Origin of the sequence: Pseudomonas sp. p50(2008) (genome assembly GCF_015351605.1) — a bacterium.
GTDB lineage: Bacteria > Pseudomonadota > Gammaproteobacteria > Pseudomonadales > Pseudomonadaceae > Aquipseudomonas.
In genome coordinates this window covers 280,008-297,281 of sequence record NZ_JACMYF010000010.1, presented here as the reverse complement: position 1 = coordinate 297,281, position 17,274 = coordinate 280,008, and the positions used below count along the sequence as shown (strand labels likewise).

Below are 17,274 nucleotides of genomic sequence, written 5' to 3'. Positions count from 1 at the left end.
CGGTTCAAGGCTTCTGACGTTTTTTTGGATGGGGACAACAATACTTCATTCCGGGCCTGTTTCGCAGCCCGGACTATCGGATGACAGACAGATAAATCCAGTGGACCTCAAGAAATCGCCAGCAGGCTAGCTCCCACAGGAGAACGCATTCCAATTGTGGGAGCTAGCCTGCTAGCGATGAGGCCATCTCTGCCAACATCCATTGTTTTGAATCACAGATGCAGCGCGTGGCCAAGGGCACGCAGCGCGGCTTCCTGCACCGCTTCACCCAAGGTTGGATGCGCATGGATAGTGCCGGCGATGTCTTCCAGTCGCGCACCCATTTCCAGGCTCTGGCCGAACGCGGTCGACAACTCCGATACACCAACACCCACCGCCTGCCAGCCGACAATCACATGGTTGTCACGCCGCGCCACGACCCGGACGAAGCCGCTTTTCGATTCCAGTGTCATCGCCCGGCCATTGGCGGCGAACGGGAAGCTGGAAACGATGCAATCCAGGCCAGCAGCCTTGGCGTCATCCGGTGTCTTGCCAACCACCACCAGCTCCGGGTCGGTAAAACACACGGCGGCGATAGCGGTCGGGTTGAACTCGCGGGATTTGCCGCTGATCAGTTCGGCAACCATCTCGCCTTGAGCCATTGCCCGGTGGGCCAGCATCGGTTCGCCACTCAAGTCACCAATGGCGTACACGTTGCGCATGCTGGTCTGGCAACGATTGTCGATCTTGATCGCGGAGCCGTTCATGTCCAGATTCAGCGCTTCCAGGTTGAAACCTTGGGTATTGGGTTTGCGCCCGACTGCGACCAGTACCTGATCGGTTTCAAGGCTGACAGTGCCGCCGTCCGGGTCACGAACCCTAAGCAAATTATCTTTTGAATCAAAGGCTTCAACGCTGTGCTTCAAGTAAAGCTTTAACCCAAGCTTCTTCAGTTCTTCATGAACCGGTTGGGTCAGTTCCGCGTCGTAGGCCGGCAAGATACGATCCTGCGCCTCGACCACACTGACATCGGCGCCCAGTTTGCGATAGGCAATACCCAGTTCCAGACCGATGTAACCGCCACCCACGACGATCAGACGCTTGGGCACGGACGTCGGCGCCAAGGCTTCAGTGGAAGAAATGACCGGCCCGCCAATCGGCAGCATTGGCAGGTTCATGCTTTTCGAACCCGTGGCCAGCACCAGGTGCTCGCAATGGATCCGCGTATCGCCCACTTCGACAGTCTTGCCGTCGATGATGCGGGCCCAACCTTCAATGACCTGCACCTTGTTCTTTTTCAGCAGGGCGGCAACGCCGGTGGTGAGGCGATCAACGATGCCGTCTTTCCATTCGACACTCTTGCCGATGTCCAGGCTTGGTGCCGAAACGCTGATCCCCAGCGCTGAATGCTGACTGTGGTGCCGGGTCTGGTGAAACTGTTCGGCCACATGGATCAACGCCTTGGACGGAATGCAGCCGATGTTCAGGCAAGTACCGCCCAGCGATTGGCCTTCCACCAGAAGGGTCGGAATGCCCAGTTGGCCAGCACGAATCGCCGTGACATAGCCGCCGGGACCGCCACCAATGATCAGCAGTGTTGTGTTTAGAGTTTGCATTGCAGTTCCTTACTCCACGAACAGGGTGGCGGGTTGTTCGAGCAGGCCACGAACGGCCTGGATGAATTGCGCCGCGTCCATGCCATCGACCACGCGATGATCGAAGGAGCTGGAGACGTTCATCATCTTGCGAATCACGATCTGGCCTTTGATCACCATCGGGCGCTCGACGATCTTGTTCACGCCGACGATGGCCACCTCCGGCAGGTTCAGCACCGGAGTGCTGACAATGCCGCCCAATGCACCCAGGCTGGTCAAGGTAATGCTCGAACCGGACAGTTCGTCCCGGTTGGCCTTGCCGGTGCGCGCGGCGGTCGCCAGGCGTGAGATCTCCGTGGCGTTGTCCCACAAGCTGCGGGCTTCCGCATGACGCACCACCGGAACCATCAAGCCGATGTCGGCTTGGGTGGCGATGCCGACATGCACGGCGCCGAGGCGGGTGATGATCTGGGCTTCGTCGTCGTAACGGGCGTTGATTTGCGGGAAATCCCGAAGGGCGACAACCAGGGCGCGGACCAGGAACGGCAGCAAGGTCAGCTTGCCGCGGGTTGCACCGTGCTTCTCGTTCAAATGGGCGCGCAGCTCTTCCACTGCAGTGACGTCGATTTCCTCGACATAACTGAAATGAGCGGCGCGCTGAGTGGCGTCCTGCATGCGTTGGGCAATCTTGCGGCGCATACCGATGACCGGAATCTGCTCTTCGTCGTTACGCTGGGCGTACGCGGTAGAAACGGTAGAGGCGTTCGACTGACCCTGAGCCAGATAGGCCTCCAGGTCGTCGTGCAGTACCCGACCCGCAGGGCCGGTGCCGCGTACAAGGCGCAGTTGAATGCCGAGGTCCAGTGCGTGTTTGCGGACCGCCGGGGAGGCCAGCGGGCGCTCATCGGCCTCGCGAGCAACCATAGGTCCTTGGCTGACAGCAGGGCGCGGCGCTGCAGCCGCGACCGGTTTGCTCGCTACCACGGCTTCGACTTTGGGTGCCGCGACAGGGGCTTCTTTAACGACAGCAGCCGCAGGCTGGGCAGACTCTTTAACGTTGCCCGCGCCTTCGACTTCAATGCTGATCAGGATGCTGCCAACGGCCATGACTTCGCCCGGCACACCGCCCAGCGCAATCACTTTGCCGTGAACCGGCGATGGAATATCGACCATCGCCTTATCCGTCATGACATCCGCCAGTACCTGATCTTCAACGACCAGGTCACCGACCTTGACGTGCCACACCGACAACTCAACTTCTGCAATGCCTTCGCCAATGTCCGGCATTTTGATAACGTGCGTGCCCATTCAGACCTCCATAACCCGATGCAAAGCCGCGCCCACACGGGTCGGGCCAGGGAAATACGCCCACTCTTGCGCGTGCGGGTAAGGGGTGTCCCAACCGGTGACGCGTTCGATAGGCGCTTCCAGGTAATGGAAGCAATGCTCTTGCACCAACGCAGCCAGTTCAGCGCCGAAACCGCAGGTACGGGTCGCTTCGTGAACGATGACGCAACGGCCGGTTTTCTTCACGGACTTGACGATGGTTTCCAGGTCCAGCGGCCACAGGCTGCGCAGGTCGATGACTTCAGCGTCGATCCCGGTTTCTTCGGCGGCCACTTGCGACACATACACCGTGGTGCCGTAAGTCAGGATGGTCACGTCTTTGCCCGGACGGGCAATGGCTGCGACGTCCAGCGGCACGGTGTAATAGCCGTCAGGCACTTGTGCCGAAGGGTGTTTCGACCACGGGGTTACCGGGCGGTCGTGGTGACCGTCGAACGGGCCGTTGTACAGGCGTTTCGGCTCGAGGAAGATCACCGGGTCATCGTTTTCGATGGAGGCGATCAGCAGGCCCTTGGCGTCATAAGGGTTGGAGGGCATGACGGTGCGCAAGCCGCAGACCTGAGTAAACATCGCTTCGATGCTCTGGCTGTGGGTCTGGCCGCCGTAGATGCCGCCGCCACAAGGCATGCGCAGGGTCATCGGTGCGGTGAATTCGCCCGCCGAGCGGTAGCGCAAGCGGGCGGCTTCGGAAATGATCTGGTCCGAAGCCGGGTAAACGTAATCGGCGAACTGGATCTCAGCCACTGGCCGCAGACCGTAGGCACCCATGCCCACCGCGACGCCGACGATTCCGCTTTCGGATATCGGTGCGTCGAACACCCGGGAGGTGCCGTACTTGGTCTGCAGGCCCTCGGTGCAACGGAACACGCCGCCGAAGTAGCCGACGTCCTGGCCGAAGACCACAACGTTGTCATCACGTTCAAGCATCACATCCATGGCCGAGCGCAGGGCCTGGATCATGGTCATGGTGGTCGTGGTCATGGCGGTTTCCAGCTCGATAGTAGTGTTGTGATCGTTCATGTCAGATCCCCAACTCTTGACGCTGGCGCTTCAAGTGCTCCGGCATCTCTTTATAGACATCTTCGAACATGGTCGCGGCGCTTGGAATCTGGCCACCGGCCAGGGTGCCGAATTTTTCGGCTTCTTTCTGCGCGGCGATCACTTCGGCTTCCAGTTCGGCGCTGACAGCGACGTGCTCCTCTTCGGACCACTGACCGATTTTCACCAGGTGCTGCTTGAGGCGCGCAATCGGGTCGCCTAACGGGAAGTAGCTCCAGTCGTCGGCAGGACGGTATTTGGAAGGATCATCGGAGGTGGAGTGCGGACCCGCACGGTAGGTGACCCACTCGAGCATGGTCGGACCGAGGTTGCGGCGCGCACGTTCGGCGGCCCAGGCAGAAGCGGCGTAGACCGCGACGAAGTCGTTGCCATCGACCCGCAGGGAGGCAATCCCGCAGCCAACGCCACGACCGGCGAAGGTAGTGGCTTCACCCCCGGCAATGGCCTGGAAGGTGGAAATGGCCCATTGGTTGTTGACCACGTTCAGGATCACTGGCGCGCGGTAAACGTGGGCGAAGGTGAGGGCGGTGTGGAAGTCGGATTCGGCGGTGGCGCCGTCGCCGATCCAGGCCGAGGCGATTTTGGTGTCGCCCTTGATCGCCGAGGCCATGCCCCAGCCCACGCCCTGTACGAATTGAGTGGCGAGGTTGCCGGAAATGGTGAAGAACCCGTGATCGCGTACCGAATACATGATCGGCAGCTGGCGGCCCTTGAGGGGATCGCGTTCGTTGGAGAGCAGTTGGCAGATCAGGTCTACCAGAGGCACTTCCCGCGCCATCAGAATGCTCTGCTGGCGATAGGTCGGGAAGCACATGTCGTCAATGTTCAAGGCCAGGGCCTGGGCGCTGCCGATGGCTTCTTCGCCAAGGCTTTGCATGTAGAACGACATTTTTTTCTGACGCTGGGCGACCACCATGCGGTTGTCGAAGATGCGCGTCTTGAGCATGGCACGCATGCCTTTGCGCAGGATCTCGACCGGAACCCCTTCAGCCCATGGGCCGAGGGCGTTGCCTTCGTCATCGAGTACGCGAATCAAGCCCTTGGCCAGGTCGGCCGTGTCGGCAGGTTCTACGTCAATAGGGGGTTTGCGCACCGTACCGGCGTCGGTCAGACGCAGGTAGGAGAAGTCGGTTTTGCACCCTGGACGGCCCGAAGGTTCGGGAACGTGCAGGCGCAGCGGTTCATACGCTTGGTTCATGGCTTCTACGCTCGATCTTGTGAATTTCTTGTAGTGAGCTGACCGTCTTTCTTCTGTGGAAGAAATCTTGTCCTACAACAATCATAGGCCGGCGCAAGAAGAATATTTCTCTCTGTTTCGTTGCGCTCGAGATCATTTGAGGATAAAAAATCTGCATAAACAAAAAAAACAGGTGATTTTGTCTCATGCGCAAACTGGACCGTACCGATATTGGCATTCTCAACAGCCTTCAGGAGAATGCACGCATCACCAACGCCGACCTCGCCCGCTCGGTCAACCTGTCACCGACGCCGTGCTTCAATCGGGTCAAGGCCATGGAGGAATTGGGGCTCATTCGCGAGCAAGTGACGCTGCTGGATGCCGAGCTGCTGGGGTTGCACGTCAACGTGTTCATCCACGTCAGCCTGGAGAAACAGGTGGAAGAGGCACTGCAGCATTTCGAAGAGGCGATTTCGGATCGCCCGGAGGTGATGGAGTGTTACTTGATGGCGGGCGATCCGGATTATCTGATTCGGGTGCTGGTGCCGACCATTCAGTCGCTGGAACGCTTCATGATGGATTTTTTGACCAAGGTGCCTGGGGTGGCGAACATCCGCTCGAGCTTTGCGCTCAAGCAGGTGCGCTACAAGACGGCGCTGCCATTGCCGGCCAACGGCTTGACCCTGACGAGCTGAACACAACCTGTGGCGAGGGAGCGAGCTCCCTCGCCACAGGTGATCATTCAGTCAGGATTTCTTAAGTAAACGGTACCCTGTCGAGCCTGCGATCTAATGATCTCAAAGCTTGTTGATCGGGATCTTCAAGTAAGTCACGCCATTACTTTCCGCCGGCGGCAAATTCCCCGCCCGCACATTCACCTGAATCGCCGGCAGCAACAGGTTCGGCATGCCCAAACCCGCATCCCGCTGGTTGCGCATGGCAACAAAAGCGGCTTCATCGATACCGTCACGCACATGGATATTGCTTTTGCGCTGCTCGCCGACCGTGGTCATGCACTGGGGCTCGCGGCCCTCGGGCGGGTAGTCGTGGCACACGTACAGGCTGACGCTGGCCGGGAATGCCAGCAGTTTGCGGATCGAGGTAAACATCTGATGGGCATCGCCACCGGGAAAGTCGCAGCGGGCAGTGCCGACATCCGGCATGAACAGCGTGTCGCCCACCAGAATCATCGTGCTATCGACCAGGTAGGCCATGTCCGCTGGAGTATGCCCGGGCACATGCAAGGCCTTGGCCTTGAGATTGCCGATCATGAAGGATTCGTCCGCCGCGAACAGATGGTCGAACTGCGAACCATCGACACGAAACTCCGGCTCCAGATTGAACAGGCTTTTGAATACGTCCTGAACCTTGCTGATGGTCTGCCCGATGGCGATCTTGCCGCCCAGTTCCCGACGCAAATAGAACGCGGCAGACAGGTGATCGGCGTGAGCATGGGTCTCCAGCAACCACTGCACCTGCAGCTGATGCTCGCGCACAAAAGCCACGATCCGGTCGGCCTGCACGGTACGGGTCCGACCGGCCGCCGCGTCATAATCCAGCACGGGGTCGACAATGGCGCAGGCACTGCCATCGTGTTCGTAAATCACGTAGCTGTAGGTCGATGAGGCGGGGTCTAGAAAAGCTTCAATCTGGGCAGGCATGATGGCCGGTTCTTCGTGGGACAGCTGTTGAGCGTAGAGTCATTTGCACCGGCTTGACCAGCCCTGGTCAATTCAGTGAAGGAAAAAAGCCGTGGGGGCTCTATCCTGTAAACCAATCGATACCGGGCGTTCCCGGCTTTTCATGGGTCTCGGGTTTTTATGTTGCTGGCTAGTTTCTTTGGTGTGGTGATGGGGCTGGTGCTTGGATTGACCGGGGCCGGAGGCGGGATTCTTGCGGTGCCCGCGCTCGTGCTGGGCATGGGTCTGACGATGACGCAAGCCGCCCCCGTTGCGTTGTTCGCAGTGGGCAGCGCAGCGGCAGTGGGCGCCATCGACGGTCTGCGTCATGGACTGGTGCGCTATCGCGCGGCGCTGTTGATTGCATTGCTGGGCGCACTGTTTTCGCCACTCGGCATCTTCTTCGCCCATCAGTTGCCGGAAAAAATCCTGATGATCCTGTTCAGCCTGCTGATGATCATGGTCGCCTGGCGCATGCTGCGCCGCGAGCGCCACCAAGAAGGACCGAGCGACCACGGCCACGCCAACTGGGGCCAGAAAAACTGCATGCTCGATCAGCAGACCGGGCGTTTCTCCTGGACCGCCAAATGCACCGCGACCCTGGCGGCGTTGGGCGCGGTGACGGGTGTCGTCTCCGGGCTGCTCGGCGTCGGGGGCGGGTTTCTGATAGTCCCGGCGTTCAAGCAATTGACCGACGTGCAGATGCGCGGAATCGTCGCGACCTCCTTGATGGTGATCAGCCTGATCTCGGCCATCGGGGTGATTGGCGCATTCCACGCCGGCGTCCGGATCGACGCCAGCGGCGGAGCATTCATTGCCGCCAGCATTGTCGGCATGATCATCGGTCGACGCCTCTGCGCGCGAGTCCCGGCCAGAGCCTTGCAGGTCGGTTTCGCCAGTCTGTGTGTACTGATTGCGGCCTGCATGTTGTACCGGGCGAGCGTCTGACAGTCTTACACCCTTGGTCCCGGGCCCTGTCGCGGCCCGGTCTTACACCGAACTTGCCGCGCCGCACCCGCCAACCCAAAGCACTTCATAAACGCCTCCAAGGCAGCGTATGACGCCGCCGGTCAGCTTTCGATAATCGCCTCCGACATCCAGTCCACGTTGCGGAGCGCGTCATGCACAACAATAAGAATTTCAAGCATCGTTACTTGCCTGCCTTGATTGCCAGCCTGTCGACCCTGGGTTTGGCCCCGATGGCCGAGGCCGAGATCATGCTGTACGACAAGGACCAGACGACCTTTTCCACGGACGGCTACATCAACGCCTTCTACGTGAACAGTGACGTCGACCGCGCCGGCGACCAATACGACCGTCGACAGTCGCGCGTGAAGATGGGGTTCCTGCCCAACTACCTGGGCTTCAACATGGGCAAGCAGGTCGATGATTTGAAGCTCGGCGCGCGTGCTTCATTCTGGGTGACCATCAACGACAGCGAGACCAACGGCACCGACACCGCCATCGACGTGCGGCAGTTCTACGGCACGGTGGCCAACCCCGAGTGGGGCGAAGTGCTGATCGGCAAGGACTTCGGTCTGTTTGCGCGCTCCAACATTCTGCTGGATGAACTGCTCGCCGGTTATGGCCAGGTCAGCGATACGCTGGGCCTGGTGGATGGCGGCGGCGTGTCGTTCGGCAACATCGGCACCGGTTATCCGTACCCGTTTCCCACCTCACAGATCACCTACCGCACGCCGGTGATGGAAGGCTTGCGGGTGGCGGTAGGGATCATGGACCCGGTCGACACCAACGATAGCAGCCCGACCGGCAAGGCCTACCAGGAAAACCCGCGCACCGAGAGCGAGATCACCTACCAGTTCGACCTCGCCGGGGCGAAGATTTATAGCTGGGTCAACGGTAGCTACCAGACCTCGGACAATACCGATGCAAGCGTTGAGTCCGTGACCTCCAAAGGTGTCGGTTACGGCGTGCAGGCGAAGATGGGCGGTTTGTCGCTCACCGGCTCGGGCTTCCAGGCGAAGGGCATCAACCCGTTCTACACCAACAACGCCGGCGAACCGACGTTGCGCAACATCGACAGCGACGGCTATTTGCTGCAGGGCTCGTACAAGCTGGGCAAGAACCGCCTGGCCTTGTCCTATGGCAAGACCAAGGACGATGGCAACGGCGCGGTCGGTAGCGGCGCAGACTACGAAACCCGGGGCGTCGCGCTGTTTCATGACGTCAACGACAACCTCAAACTGGTCGCCGAGTACAACCAGTTCGAAATCAACGGCCACGACACCGATGCGCAGAATGAAGACACCGATACGTTCGCGGTGGGGGCGGTGCTGACCTGGTAACGCCCAAACAACACAGGCCCCTGTAGCAGCCTCGCAGGCTCGGCAGCTGCTACAAGTTGCGATAGCGTTCAGGTCGCTCTCATCCCATCGAAGTGCCTACCCGCTACCCAAGTAGCATAGGTCGCGCTACCCGGCCTTCGTACACTCGAACCTCATACACGCGCACCTGCGGGAGGCGACAATGCAGCAGGTCGGGAATGAAGGTGTGGTCAGTGCGATGTCCCAGGCCACCGATGCGCAACAGGTTGCCCAGGAGCTGGCGCGACAGCTGTTGCACCCGCATTTGGGCTTCGTGCTGTTTTTCTGTTCCGCCGAGTACGACCTCCAGGCGCTGGGGCAAGCATTGCAACAGAGCTTCGGCGGCATTCGCCTGGTGGGCTGCACCAGTGCCGGGGAAATCACGCCGCTGGGCTACGGGCGCAATTGCGTCACGGCGGTGGGTTTCGATCACCGGCATTTTTCCATCGACGCCGAACTGATCGACGAGATGGAGCACTTCAGCCTGATCGACGCTCAGCAGATGGTCGAACGGCTGGTCAGCGGCTGTCGCAGCAACACCCTGGCGCCGATCAAGGGCAACAGCTTCGCCCTGACCTTGCTCGACGGCTTGTCCAGCCGCGAAGAAATGGTCCTCGGCGCCCTGAGTGCAGCGTTGGGTGACATCCCGCATTTCGGTGGTTCGGCCGGTGACGACAACTACCTGACCCACACCCACGTCTACTTCGGGGGCGAATTTCACAGCGGTGCGGCGGTGGTGGTGCTGGTCAACACCTGGCTGGACTTTGAAGTCTTCACCACCCACCACATTTTGCCCCGAGCCGAAAAACTCGTGGTGACAGGGGCCGACAGTGCATCCCGTCGGGTCTTCGAGCTCAACGCCGAACCCGCCGCCGAGGAGTACGCACGGCACATCGGTGTCTCCGTTGCCGAACTGGATCATCGGGTATTCGCGGCGCACCCGTTGGCGGTGCGGATCAACGATCAGTACTACGTACGGGCGATCCAGCAGGTTCATCCGGACCTGAGCCTGAGTTTTTACTGCGCAGTGGAAAACGGCATCGTCCTTACCGTCATGGCGCCGGGGCCGATGCTGCCCAACCTGCAAAACCTGTTCGAAGGCTTGCACGAGCGACTCGGTGATCTGCTACTGACCCTCGGTTGCGATTGTTTTCTACGGCGCATGGAGCTGGAAAACAGCGGCAATCTGGAACACGTCGGCGCGTTTTTGCGCGACCAGCGGGTGATGGGTTTCAACACCTACGGAGAACAGTTCAATGGCATGCACATCAACCAGACCTTCACCGGCGTTGCCATTGCCCGGGGCCGATCCCCTGGACACCGTTGAGCTCCAGGCCCAACTCGCCAGCCTGCAACGTGAAAATCACAAACTCCAGCGCATCAACAGTGCGCTGATCGAGCGCATCGAATCGGGCGCCACCCGCGGCAATGACCCCTACGCGGCGTTCCAGCATTCGGTGGTGCTCGCCGAACAGGTGCGCGAGCGCACCGATGCGTTGAACCAGGCCATGGCCGAACTCAAGTCCGGCAATCACCTGCTCAGCGAAGCGCGGCTGCGGGCGGAGACGGCCCATCAGCATTTGATCGACGCCATCGAAAGCATTTCCGACGCGTTTGTGTTGTTCGATGCCGATCAGCGAATCGTCTTGTTCAACAGCCGCTTTAAGGCGTTCTGGGGCAACAGCCGGGTGCGCATCAATGCCGGCATGCGTCTGGCCGAAGTCAAACGCTTGATGAGTGCCACCGGTTTGTTCACCGAAGAGCCTCGCGGGCATGCCGACGAAAACCTGCTCTATCGCCTGCAAGACGGGCGCTGGCTGCAAGTCAGTGAACGGCCGACCCAGGAGGGTGGGCGGGTGATCCTGTTCACTGACATTACCGACGTCAAACTCAGTGAAACGATGCGTCGCGAACAAGCCGTGGCGCAGAAATCCCACTTGCTGCAACGGGCAGTCGACAACCTGTCCCAGGGCGTGGCAATGGTCAACGCTGACGGCGTGCTGGAACTGTGGAACCGGCGGTTCCTTGAACTCAGCGGCCTGGCGCCAGTGGCCGCCCACCGCCCATTTGCCGAGGTGATCGCCGACAGCGAATTGCACCTGCTGACACCGGCCAGTCGCGACATCAACGGCCGCCCGGTGCAGGAGTGCGAGCAGCGTCTTTACGATGGCCGGGTGCTGGAAATTCGCACCCATCCATTGCCCACCGGGGGCTTCGTCAACACCTTCACCGACATCACCGAGCGCTATCAGCACGCCGAAGCGCTGAGCGAAAGCGAGCGCTGGATTCGCCTGATTACCGACCACGTTCCAGCTTTGATCGCCTACCTGAATGCCGACCTGGTCTATGAATTCACCAATAAAGTCTACGAACAATGGTACTGCTGGCCACGGGGCGTGATGCTCGGCCAGAGCCTGCGCGAAGTGCACAGCGAACAGCATTACCAACGCCTGGAAGCCTACGTCGCCAGGGCGCTGGCGGGTGAAAGCGTGACGTTCGAATTCGCCGAAACCAACATCAACAATCAGGAGCGCTACATGCTGCGCTCCTACGTGCCCAATCGCCTGGCCACCGGAGAGGTGGTGGGGATTTTCGTGTTGATCCGTGACATCACCGAGCGCCGTCGCACCGCCGAGGCATTGCATCAGGCGTATCAGAATCTCGAGCTTCGGGTGCGGGAACGCACGGCGGAACTGACCACCCTCAACGACCAGCTGCTGCGGGAAATCGACGAGCGCCGGCGGGTCGAGTCGCGTTTGCGCGAAGCGAAACTGGAAGCCGAGCAGGCCAACCTGTCAAAGACCAAGTTTCTCGCCGCCGTCAGCCACGACCTGCTGCAGCCGCTGAATGCCGCAAGGCTGTTTACCAGTGCATTGCTGGAGCGCCGGGAGCCGATGGCCAACGAAATCCTGGTGCGCAACGTCAGCAACTCGCTTGAGGACGTGGAAAACCTGTTGGGCACACTGGTGGACATTTCAAAGCTCGATGCCGGGGTGATCAAAGCCGACATTGCGCCGTTCGCCCTCAGCGAGCTGCTGGAAAACCTGGCCGCCGAATACACCCAGGTCGCCCTCAGCGAGGGGCTGGAGCTGCATTTCGTTGGCTGCTCGGCGCTGGTGCGCAGTGACATCCAGTTGCTCGCCAGGATCTTGCGCAACCTGCTGAGCAACGCCATTCGCTACACCTACAGCGGGCGAGTGGTGCTGGGCTGCCGGCGTCATCACCAGCGCCTGTCGATCGAGGTGTGGGACAGCGGGATGGGCATTGCGGAAAATCGGCTGGAAGAGATTTTTCAGGAGTTCAAGCGCGGTGACGTGCAACGGCCGGATCAGGACCGTGGCCTGGGTTTGGGCCTGGCGATCGTGGAAAAAATTGCCGGGATTCTCGGGCATCGCATCCACGTGCGCTCGTGGCCGGGCAGGGGCTCGATGTTTTCCGTCGAGGTGCCGCTGAGCGCCACCGCGCCAAAGGCGCTGCCCAGTCTGTTGATGAGTGAGCCGATGCTGGAGCGTCTGCGTGGCGCGCGAGTGTGGGTGCTGGATAACGACGCGGCCATTTGCGCCGGCATGCGCACGTTACTGGAGGGCTGGGGCTGTGTGGTGGTGACGGCATTGTCGGAACAGGACCTGGCACGCCAGGTGGACAACTACCATGCCCAGGCGGATTTGCTGATTGCCGACTATCACCTGGATGACGACCAGAATGGCGTCGACGCCGTGGCCCGAATCAATGCCCGACGGGCCAGCGCGATACCGGCAATGATGATCACCGCCAACTACAGCAACGAGCTGAAACTGCAGATCCGTGAACTGGGCCATACGCTGATGCACAAACCGGTCCGGCCGATGAAGCTGAAGACGGCGATGAGTCATTTGCTCGGCCAGACCCGATAAGCCAGGCACCTTGTAGCAGCTGGCGACATGTGGCGAGGGGATTTATCGGAATGCCGCACCACCCCGTTCCAGTGCGTAGCGCTGGCAGAAAATCCTGGGGTCGCTTCGCAACCCAACGGGGATAAATCCCCTCGCCACAGGGTTGGTATCGGGGTCGGAGGACGCGCTCAACGCCGCAGATACGACCCGAAATCAATATCCCCGGCACTCAGAATCGCCTGCACCCGGTTGTGCACATTCAGTTTGCGCAGGATCGCCGAGACGTGGGCCTTGACCGTGGTTTCGGCGATTTCCAGGGTGTAGGCGATCTGTTTGTTCGATTCGCCCTTGGTCATGCGCTCCAGCACCAGCAGCTGCTTGCGGGTCAACGCCTGCAGCAGTTCCGGCGCAAAGCTCGGGTTGTCGTTCATCCGGCGGTGCGTACCGCTTTTCTGCGTGCGGATGATGTCCGGCGGCAGGTAGACGTTGCCATTGAGGATTTGCTGGATGGCTTCGGTCATCTGCACCCGCGGCGAGGATTTGGTGATGAACCCCACGGCGCCATAGGTGATGGCTTGCAGCACGATCTGTTTGTCCTGCTCGGCCGAGACGATCACCACGGGAATGGTCGGTGCCTCGTTGCGCAGGTTGATCAGGCCGTTGAGGCCGTGCATGCCGGGCATGTTCAGGTCGAGCAGGATCAGGTCCAGGTCATCGTGATCCTGGGTCAGCAGCAGGGCGCTATCCAGGTCGGCAGTTTCCATCACTTCGCTGCCGGGAAATCCGTCGCTGATGACGTTATGAATGGCTTCGCGAAACAGCGGGTGATCGTCGGCAATCAGAATTTTGTACATGGCCTTTCACCTCATTATTTTCATTATGGTGTGGCAACAACACGCAAGCGTAAAGGTCAGGGAAAGGGTTCGGGCTGGGCGGCCATCACGGGCAGGTTCGCCGCTTGCCAGGCATCCAGGCCGTCGCGGTACCAATACAGTGTCTTATAGCCCATTGCGGCGGCGCGTTTTACCGCGTTCCAGCTCAGCCAGCAATCGGAGCGGCAATAGAAGACCAGCGGTTGCGCCAGATCGCCTGCGGTCAGTGCCGTCAGGTGGCGCGCGAAATAGCCCGCCCACTCGGCGCTCAAGTCGCCGTCGCCGGTGTTCGCCAGCCAGTGGCTACCGGGTACATTTTCGTGGGGCTGATCTTCGATAAAACGCCCCTGCAGCCATTGGCGGCGGTAGACGTCGATCAATACCGGGCGAGGGGTTTGCTTGAGCAATGCTTGCAGGGCCGTGGTGTCAATGATGGCGGCGCCATCCAGTTGATTCGGTGTCGGGCTGCGGTAAAGCGCGATGCGATAACCGTCGGAGGAGAACAGCGCCGTTTCGGCGTGTGCAACGCCCAGCAGCAGGCTCAGGGACAGCGCGGCAAGAGTGGGACGCAGAAGGCAACGTCGGGCACGCAGCATGGGGTTCAATCCTTATAGTTATGAACCCATTACATGCCAGTTGCGGTGCGTTGGGAATGCGACGATAGACAGGTAAACCAGTACTAAAGTAGTAAATCCGGTTGAGTGATGGGTGAACGCGATTTTTTGAACACAGGGGGTGGCCGTCTTCTGTGGGAGCAAAGCTTGCTCGCGATGGGGCAGTTCCAGCCACCACTGATATCGACTGATACGACGCCATCGCGAGCAAGCTTTGCTCCTACCGGAAATGTTTTTTGAGGCAGGTGAATCTGTGGGGTCAGGTGGCTTTGCGCAGGGCCGCATGCTGCGGGTTGAAGGTGAGGACCGCGAGCAGGGCGAACACCAGGGTCAATCCTGCGCACACGCCCAAGGCCAGCGGATTGAACCGTTCATACAACGCAAATCGCACCAGCTCCACCGCATGGGTGAACGGATTCAACGCACACCACCAGTACAACCACTCGCTCGAGTCACGCATTTTCCACAGCGGGTACAACGCCGACGACAGGAAAAACAGCGGGAAAATCACAAAATTCATCACCCCGGCAAAGTTCTCCAGCTGGCGGATGGCGTTCGACAGCAACAGCCCCAGCGCACTGAGCATCAGGGCCACCAGCAACAGCGCCGGCAAGGCAATCAACAAGCCCATCGGCGGCGGTTGCACGCCATACGCCCAGGCGATGGCCAGGAAGGCATACACCTGCAGCAGCGAAATCAGCGACGTCGCCAGCAGTTTGCTGCAGAGCAAAAACGTCCGGGGCAGGGGGCTGGTCAGCAGCACGCGCATGCTGCCCATTTCCCGGTCATAGACCATCGACAGCGAACCCTGCATGCCGTTGAACAGCAGAATCATGCAAGCGAGCCCCGGGATGATGTACACCTCGTAGGGAATGTAGGTGTCGTAGGGCTCGATGATCGCGATCCCCAATGCGGCACGAAAACCGGCGGCGAACACCAGCAACCACAGCAACGGCCGCACCAATGCACTGAGGAACCGCGTTCGTTGCAGCACGAAGCGCAACCACTCACGCAGCACGATGCCGCTGAAACACTGCCAGTAAGCATTCATCGAACGGCGGCTCCTGAAGGTGAAGATGTGGTGAGGCGCGCGAAGGCTGAACCGAGATCGCCGCCATGTTCCAGGCTCAAGGCATCGGCCTGGCCGCTGGCGACCAATCGCCCTTGATGAAGGATCAGCAAGTCATCGCTGGGCTGCACTTCGTCGAGCAAGTGCGTGGTCCAGAGCACGCTGATGCGTTGCTCGCAACAAAGGCTGCGGATGTGTTGATTGAGTGCCAGGCGGCTGGCCGGGTCGAGGCCGACACTGGCTTCGTCGAGCAGCAGCAGACGCGGCTCATGCAGCAAGGCGCGGGCGATTTCCACCCGGCGGCGATGGCCGCCATTGAGTTCGCGCACCCGTTCGCGACGACGGTCGGTCAACGCCTGTCGCGCCAGTTCAGCATCCACCCGCAGACCGGTCTGGCGCCGTGACAGGCCATGCAGCGCGGCGTGATAGCGCAGGTTCTGTTCAACGCTGAGGTCCAGGTCCAGCGTGCTTTGCTGAAACACCACGCCCAGCTGTTTGAGCGCCGGGCGCGGCGTATTGCGCAGTGAACAGCCGCCCACCAGAATCTCGCCCCGTTGCAGATCGTAAAGCCGCGTGAGCAGTGCAATCAGCGTCGATTTGCCCGCGCCGTTAGGCCCCAGCAGTGCCGCGAAACGCCCCGGCGCCAGACTGAAACTCACCTGGCGCAACGCCTCCCGTGCACCGTAGGCAAAGCTCAGGTCGCTGACCTCCAGCGCGTTCATGGCGTGACCACCACGCCCCATGGATAACGCCCGACCTTGACCGATTTGGTGACCTTGAGGCTGTCGACATCAATCACCGACACATCGCCGCTGACGCCATTGGTGGCCAGCAATTGCTTCTGATCCGGGGTGAACGCCATCTGCCAGACGCGCTTGCCCACCAGCAGGTAATCAAGAATCTCGAAGGTCTTGGCGTCGATGACGGCCACATGGTTGGCCGGGCCGAGGGCGACGAAACCGTACTTGCCGTCGGCGCTCAGCTTGATACCCACCGGTTGCACCTTGTCCGGGTGCACACCCTTGATCTGGAAGGTCAGGGTCTTGAGGATCTGGCGGGTCGCGACATCCAGCACCGTGACCGTGCCACCGATCTCCGCCGAGGCCCACAACTGTGAGCCGTCCGGCGCGAACTCGACGAAACGCGGGCGTTGGTCCACCAGGGTGCTGTCCGCCAGCGTCTGCGTACTGGTATCGATCCAGTGCAGCATGTTCGTGGTTTCGCTGGTGTTGACGGCCCACTTGCCGTCCGGGCTGACTGCCATGCCTTCGGGCTCGACGCCGACATTGATCTGGCTCAGCACCTTGGAGGTTTCAGTGTCGATCACGGTGACCAGTGCATCGTCTTCGTTGGAGACGTACAGCCAGCGGTTGTTGGGGTGCAGGGCGAATTGCTCGGGGTCTTTGCCGGAAGGCAGCTGCTTGATGATCTTGCGCGTGGCCACGTCCATTACCTGGACCCGGTCCGAGTCGCTGGCGCAGATGTACAGCAGCTTGCTGTCGTGGGACAGCAACAGGCCACGGGGTCGTTGCCCGACGGGCAGGGTATCGGTGACTTGCAGGGTCTGCATGTCGATCAGGCTCAGGCTGTTGTCCTTCTCGTTGGAGACCCAGGCGGTGCTGGCCGCGGCGTGCCCGGCGGCGAGCAACAGGGCGCATGAAAGCAGGGTGCGGCGCATGGCGGATTC

At 60.5% G+C, this 17,274-nt stretch carries 15 protein-coding genes; 5 read left to right on the top strand and 10 right to left on the bottom strand.

All coding sequences use genetic code 11. The features are described 5' to 3' along the window. Positions 1–212 precede the first annotated feature (212 nt). Genes lpdA through H7698_RS26585 form a run of 4 tightly spaced genes read right to left on the bottom strand, consistent with a single transcriptional unit; the run spans position 213 to position 5,178 of the window. Positions 213–1,595, bottom strand: a complete 1,383-nt coding sequence (gene lpdA, locus H7698_RS26600; RefSeq protein ID WP_194693323.1) for a dihydrolipoyl dehydrogenase — start codon at positions 1,593–1,595, stop codon at positions 213–215. A gap of 9 nt (positions 1,596–1,604) precedes the next feature. Beyond that, positions 1,605–2,882 carry a dihydrolipoamide acetyltransferase family protein gene (locus H7698_RS26595; RefSeq protein WP_194693322.1) on the bottom strand — a complete coding sequence of 426 codons (1,278 nt, stop codon included), beginning with the start codon at positions 2,880–2,882 and terminating at the stop codon, positions 1,605–1,607. Beyond that, the gene (locus tag H7698_RS26590) at positions 2,883–3,941 is read right to left on the bottom strand and encodes an alpha-ketoacid dehydrogenase subunit beta (protein WP_162439978.1); all 1,059 of its coding nucleotides are present in this window, start codon (positions 3,939–3,941) and stop codon (positions 2,883–2,885) included. A gap of 1 nt (position 3,942) precedes the next feature. Further along, positions 3,943–5,178 carry a 3-methyl-2-oxobutanoate dehydrogenase (2-methylpropanoyl-transferring) subunit alpha gene (locus H7698_RS26585; RefSeq protein WP_162439979.1) on the bottom strand — a complete coding sequence of 412 codons (1,236 nt, stop codon included), beginning with the start codon at positions 5,176–5,178 and terminating at the stop codon, positions 3,943–3,945. Between the two features lie 185 nt (positions 5,179–5,363). On the opposite strand from H7698_RS26585, the gene bkdR reads away from it, so the two are divergent. Continuing rightward, positions 5,364–5,852: a Bkd operon transcriptional regulator BkdR gene (gene bkdR, locus H7698_RS26580; protein ID WP_162439980.1), complete on the top strand. Its 489-nt coding sequence runs from the start codon at positions 5,364–5,366 to the stop codon at positions 5,850–5,852. Positions 5,853–5,954: 102 nt separating this feature from the next. Here bkdR and H7698_RS26575 read toward each other — a convergent pair whose 3' ends face one another. Continuing rightward, a complete protein-coding gene (locus H7698_RS26575) occupies positions 5,955–6,818 on the bottom strand; it encodes an MBL fold metallo-hydrolase (protein ID WP_194693321.1) in 864 nt (287 codons plus the stop codon). A 159-nt stretch (positions 6,819–6,977) separates the two neighbouring features. On the opposite strand from H7698_RS26575, the gene H7698_RS26570 reads away from it, so the two are divergent. The 4 genes from H7698_RS26570 to nahK all read left to right on the top strand — a co-directional run bounded on the left by H7698_RS26570 (position 6,978) and on the right by nahK (position 13,053). Next, entirely contained in the window at positions 6,978–7,784 is an 807-nt protein-coding gene (locus H7698_RS26570) for a sulfite exporter TauE/SafE family protein (protein WP_194693320.1), read from the top strand. Positions 7,785–7,957: 173 nt separating this feature from the next. Further along, positions 7,958–9,142 carry a porin gene (locus H7698_RS26565; protein WP_162439983.1) on the top strand — a complete coding sequence of 395 codons (1,185 nt, stop codon included), beginning with the start codon at positions 7,958–7,960 and terminating at the stop codon, positions 9,140–9,142. A 181-nt stretch (positions 9,143–9,323) separates the two neighbouring features. Next, the gene (nosP, locus tag H7698_RS26560; RefSeq protein WP_194693319.1) at positions 9,324–10,487 is read left to right on the top strand and encodes a nitric oxide-sensing protein NosP; all 1,164 of its coding nucleotides are present in this window, start codon (positions 9,324–9,326) and stop codon (positions 10,485–10,487) included. Beyond that, positions 10,417–13,053 carry a hybrid sensor histidine kinase/response regulator NahK/ErcS' gene (gene nahK / locus H7698_RS26555; RefSeq protein WP_442966330.1) on the top strand — a complete coding sequence of 879 codons (2,637 nt, stop codon included), beginning with the start codon at positions 10,417–10,419 and terminating at the stop codon, positions 13,051–13,053. The genes nosP and nahK overlap by 71 nt, the downstream gene beginning before the upstream one ends. Before the next feature lie 167 nt (positions 13,054–13,220). Here nahK and H7698_RS26550 read toward each other — a convergent pair whose 3' ends face one another. The 5 genes from H7698_RS26550 to H7698_RS26530 form a co-directional block, all read right to left on the bottom strand. After that, entirely contained in the window at positions 13,221–13,886 is a 666-nt protein-coding gene (locus H7698_RS26550; protein ID WP_162439985.1) for a response regulator, read from the bottom strand. Positions 13,887–13,942: 56 nt separating this feature from the next. Next, on the bottom strand, positions 13,943–14,500 hold the full coding sequence (locus H7698_RS26545) for a PQQ-dependent catabolism-associated CXXCW motif protein (protein WP_162439986.1): 558 nt from the start codon (positions 14,498–14,500) through the stop codon (positions 13,943–13,945). 277 nt (positions 14,501–14,777) lie between these two features. Next, the gene (locus tag H7698_RS26540) at positions 14,778–15,569 is read right to left on the bottom strand and encodes an ABC transporter permease (RefSeq protein WP_194693318.1); all 792 of its coding nucleotides are present in this window, start codon (positions 15,567–15,569) and stop codon (positions 14,778–14,780) included. Next, a complete protein-coding gene (locus H7698_RS26535; RefSeq protein ID WP_194693317.1) occupies positions 15,566–16,309 on the bottom strand; it encodes an ABC transporter ATP-binding protein in 744 nt (247 codons plus the stop codon). The genes H7698_RS26540 and H7698_RS26535 overlap by 4 nt, the downstream gene beginning before the upstream one ends. Next, complete coding sequence (locus H7698_RS26530; protein WP_194693316.1) at positions 16,306–17,265, bottom strand: YVTN family beta-propeller repeat protein; 960 nt, start codon at positions 17,263–17,265, stop codon at positions 16,306–16,308. Before H7698_RS26530 ends, H7698_RS26535 begins: the two co-directional genes overlap by 4 nt. Between the last annotated feature and the right edge of the window lie 9 nt (positions 17,266–17,274).

What these genes read in the sequence shown, in the direction of transcription:
- lpdA (WP_194693323.1), bottom strand. Translation starts at nt 1,595, where the DNA reads ATGCAAACTCTAAACACAACACTGCTGATCATTGGTGGCGGTCCCGGC.
- H7698_RS26595 (WP_194693322.1), bottom strand. Translation starts at nt 2,882, where the DNA reads ATGGGCACGCACGTTATCAAAATGCCGGACATTGGCGAAGGCATTGCA.
- H7698_RS26590 (WP_162439978.1), bottom strand. Translation starts at nt 3,941, where the DNA reads ATGAACGATCACAACACTACTATCGAGCTGGAAACCGCCATGACCACG.
- H7698_RS26585 (WP_162439979.1), bottom strand. Translation starts at nt 5,178, where the DNA reads ATGAACCAAGCGTATGAACCGCTGCGCCTGCACGTTCCCGAACCTTCG.
- bkdR (WP_162439980.1), top strand. Translation starts at nt 5,364, where the DNA reads ATGCGCAAACTGGACCGTACCGATATTGGCATTCTCAACAGCCTTCAG.
- H7698_RS26575 (WP_194693321.1), bottom strand. Translation starts at nt 6,818, where the DNA reads ATGCCTGCCCAGATTGAAGCTTTTCTAGACCCCGCCTCATCGACCTAC.
- H7698_RS26570 (WP_194693320.1), top strand. Translation starts at nt 6,978, where the DNA reads ATGTTGCTGGCTAGTTTCTTTGGTGTGGTGATGGGGCTGGTGCTTGGA.
- H7698_RS26565 (WP_162439983.1), top strand. Translation starts at nt 7,958, where the DNA reads ATGCACAACAATAAGAATTTCAAGCATCGTTACTTGCCTGCCTTGATT.
- nosP (WP_194693319.1), top strand. Translation starts at nt 9,324, where the DNA reads ATGCAGCAGGTCGGGAATGAAGGTGTGGTCAGTGCGATGTCCCAGGCC.
- nahK (WP_442966330.1), top strand. Translation starts at nt 10,417, where the DNA reads ATGGCATGCACATCAACCAGACCTTCACCGGCGTTGCCATTGCCCGGG.
- H7698_RS26550 (WP_162439985.1), bottom strand. Translation starts at nt 13,886, where the DNA reads ATGTACAAAATTCTGATTGCCGACGATCACCCGCTGTTTCGCGAAGCC.
- H7698_RS26545 (WP_162439986.1), bottom strand. Translation starts at nt 14,500, where the DNA reads ATGCTGCGTGCCCGACGTTGCCTTCTGCGTCCCACTCTTGCCGCGCTG.
- H7698_RS26540 (WP_194693318.1), bottom strand. Translation starts at nt 15,569, where the DNA reads ATGAATGCTTACTGGCAGTGTTTCAGCGGCATCGTGCTGCGTGAGTGG.
- H7698_RS26535 (WP_194693317.1), bottom strand. Translation starts at nt 16,309, where the DNA reads ATGAACGCGCTGGAGGTCAGCGACCTGAGCTTTGCCTACGGTGCACGG.
- H7698_RS26530 (WP_194693316.1), bottom strand. Translation starts at nt 17,265, where the DNA reads ATGCGCCGCACCCTGCTTTCATGCGCCCTGTTGCTCGCCGCCGGGCAC.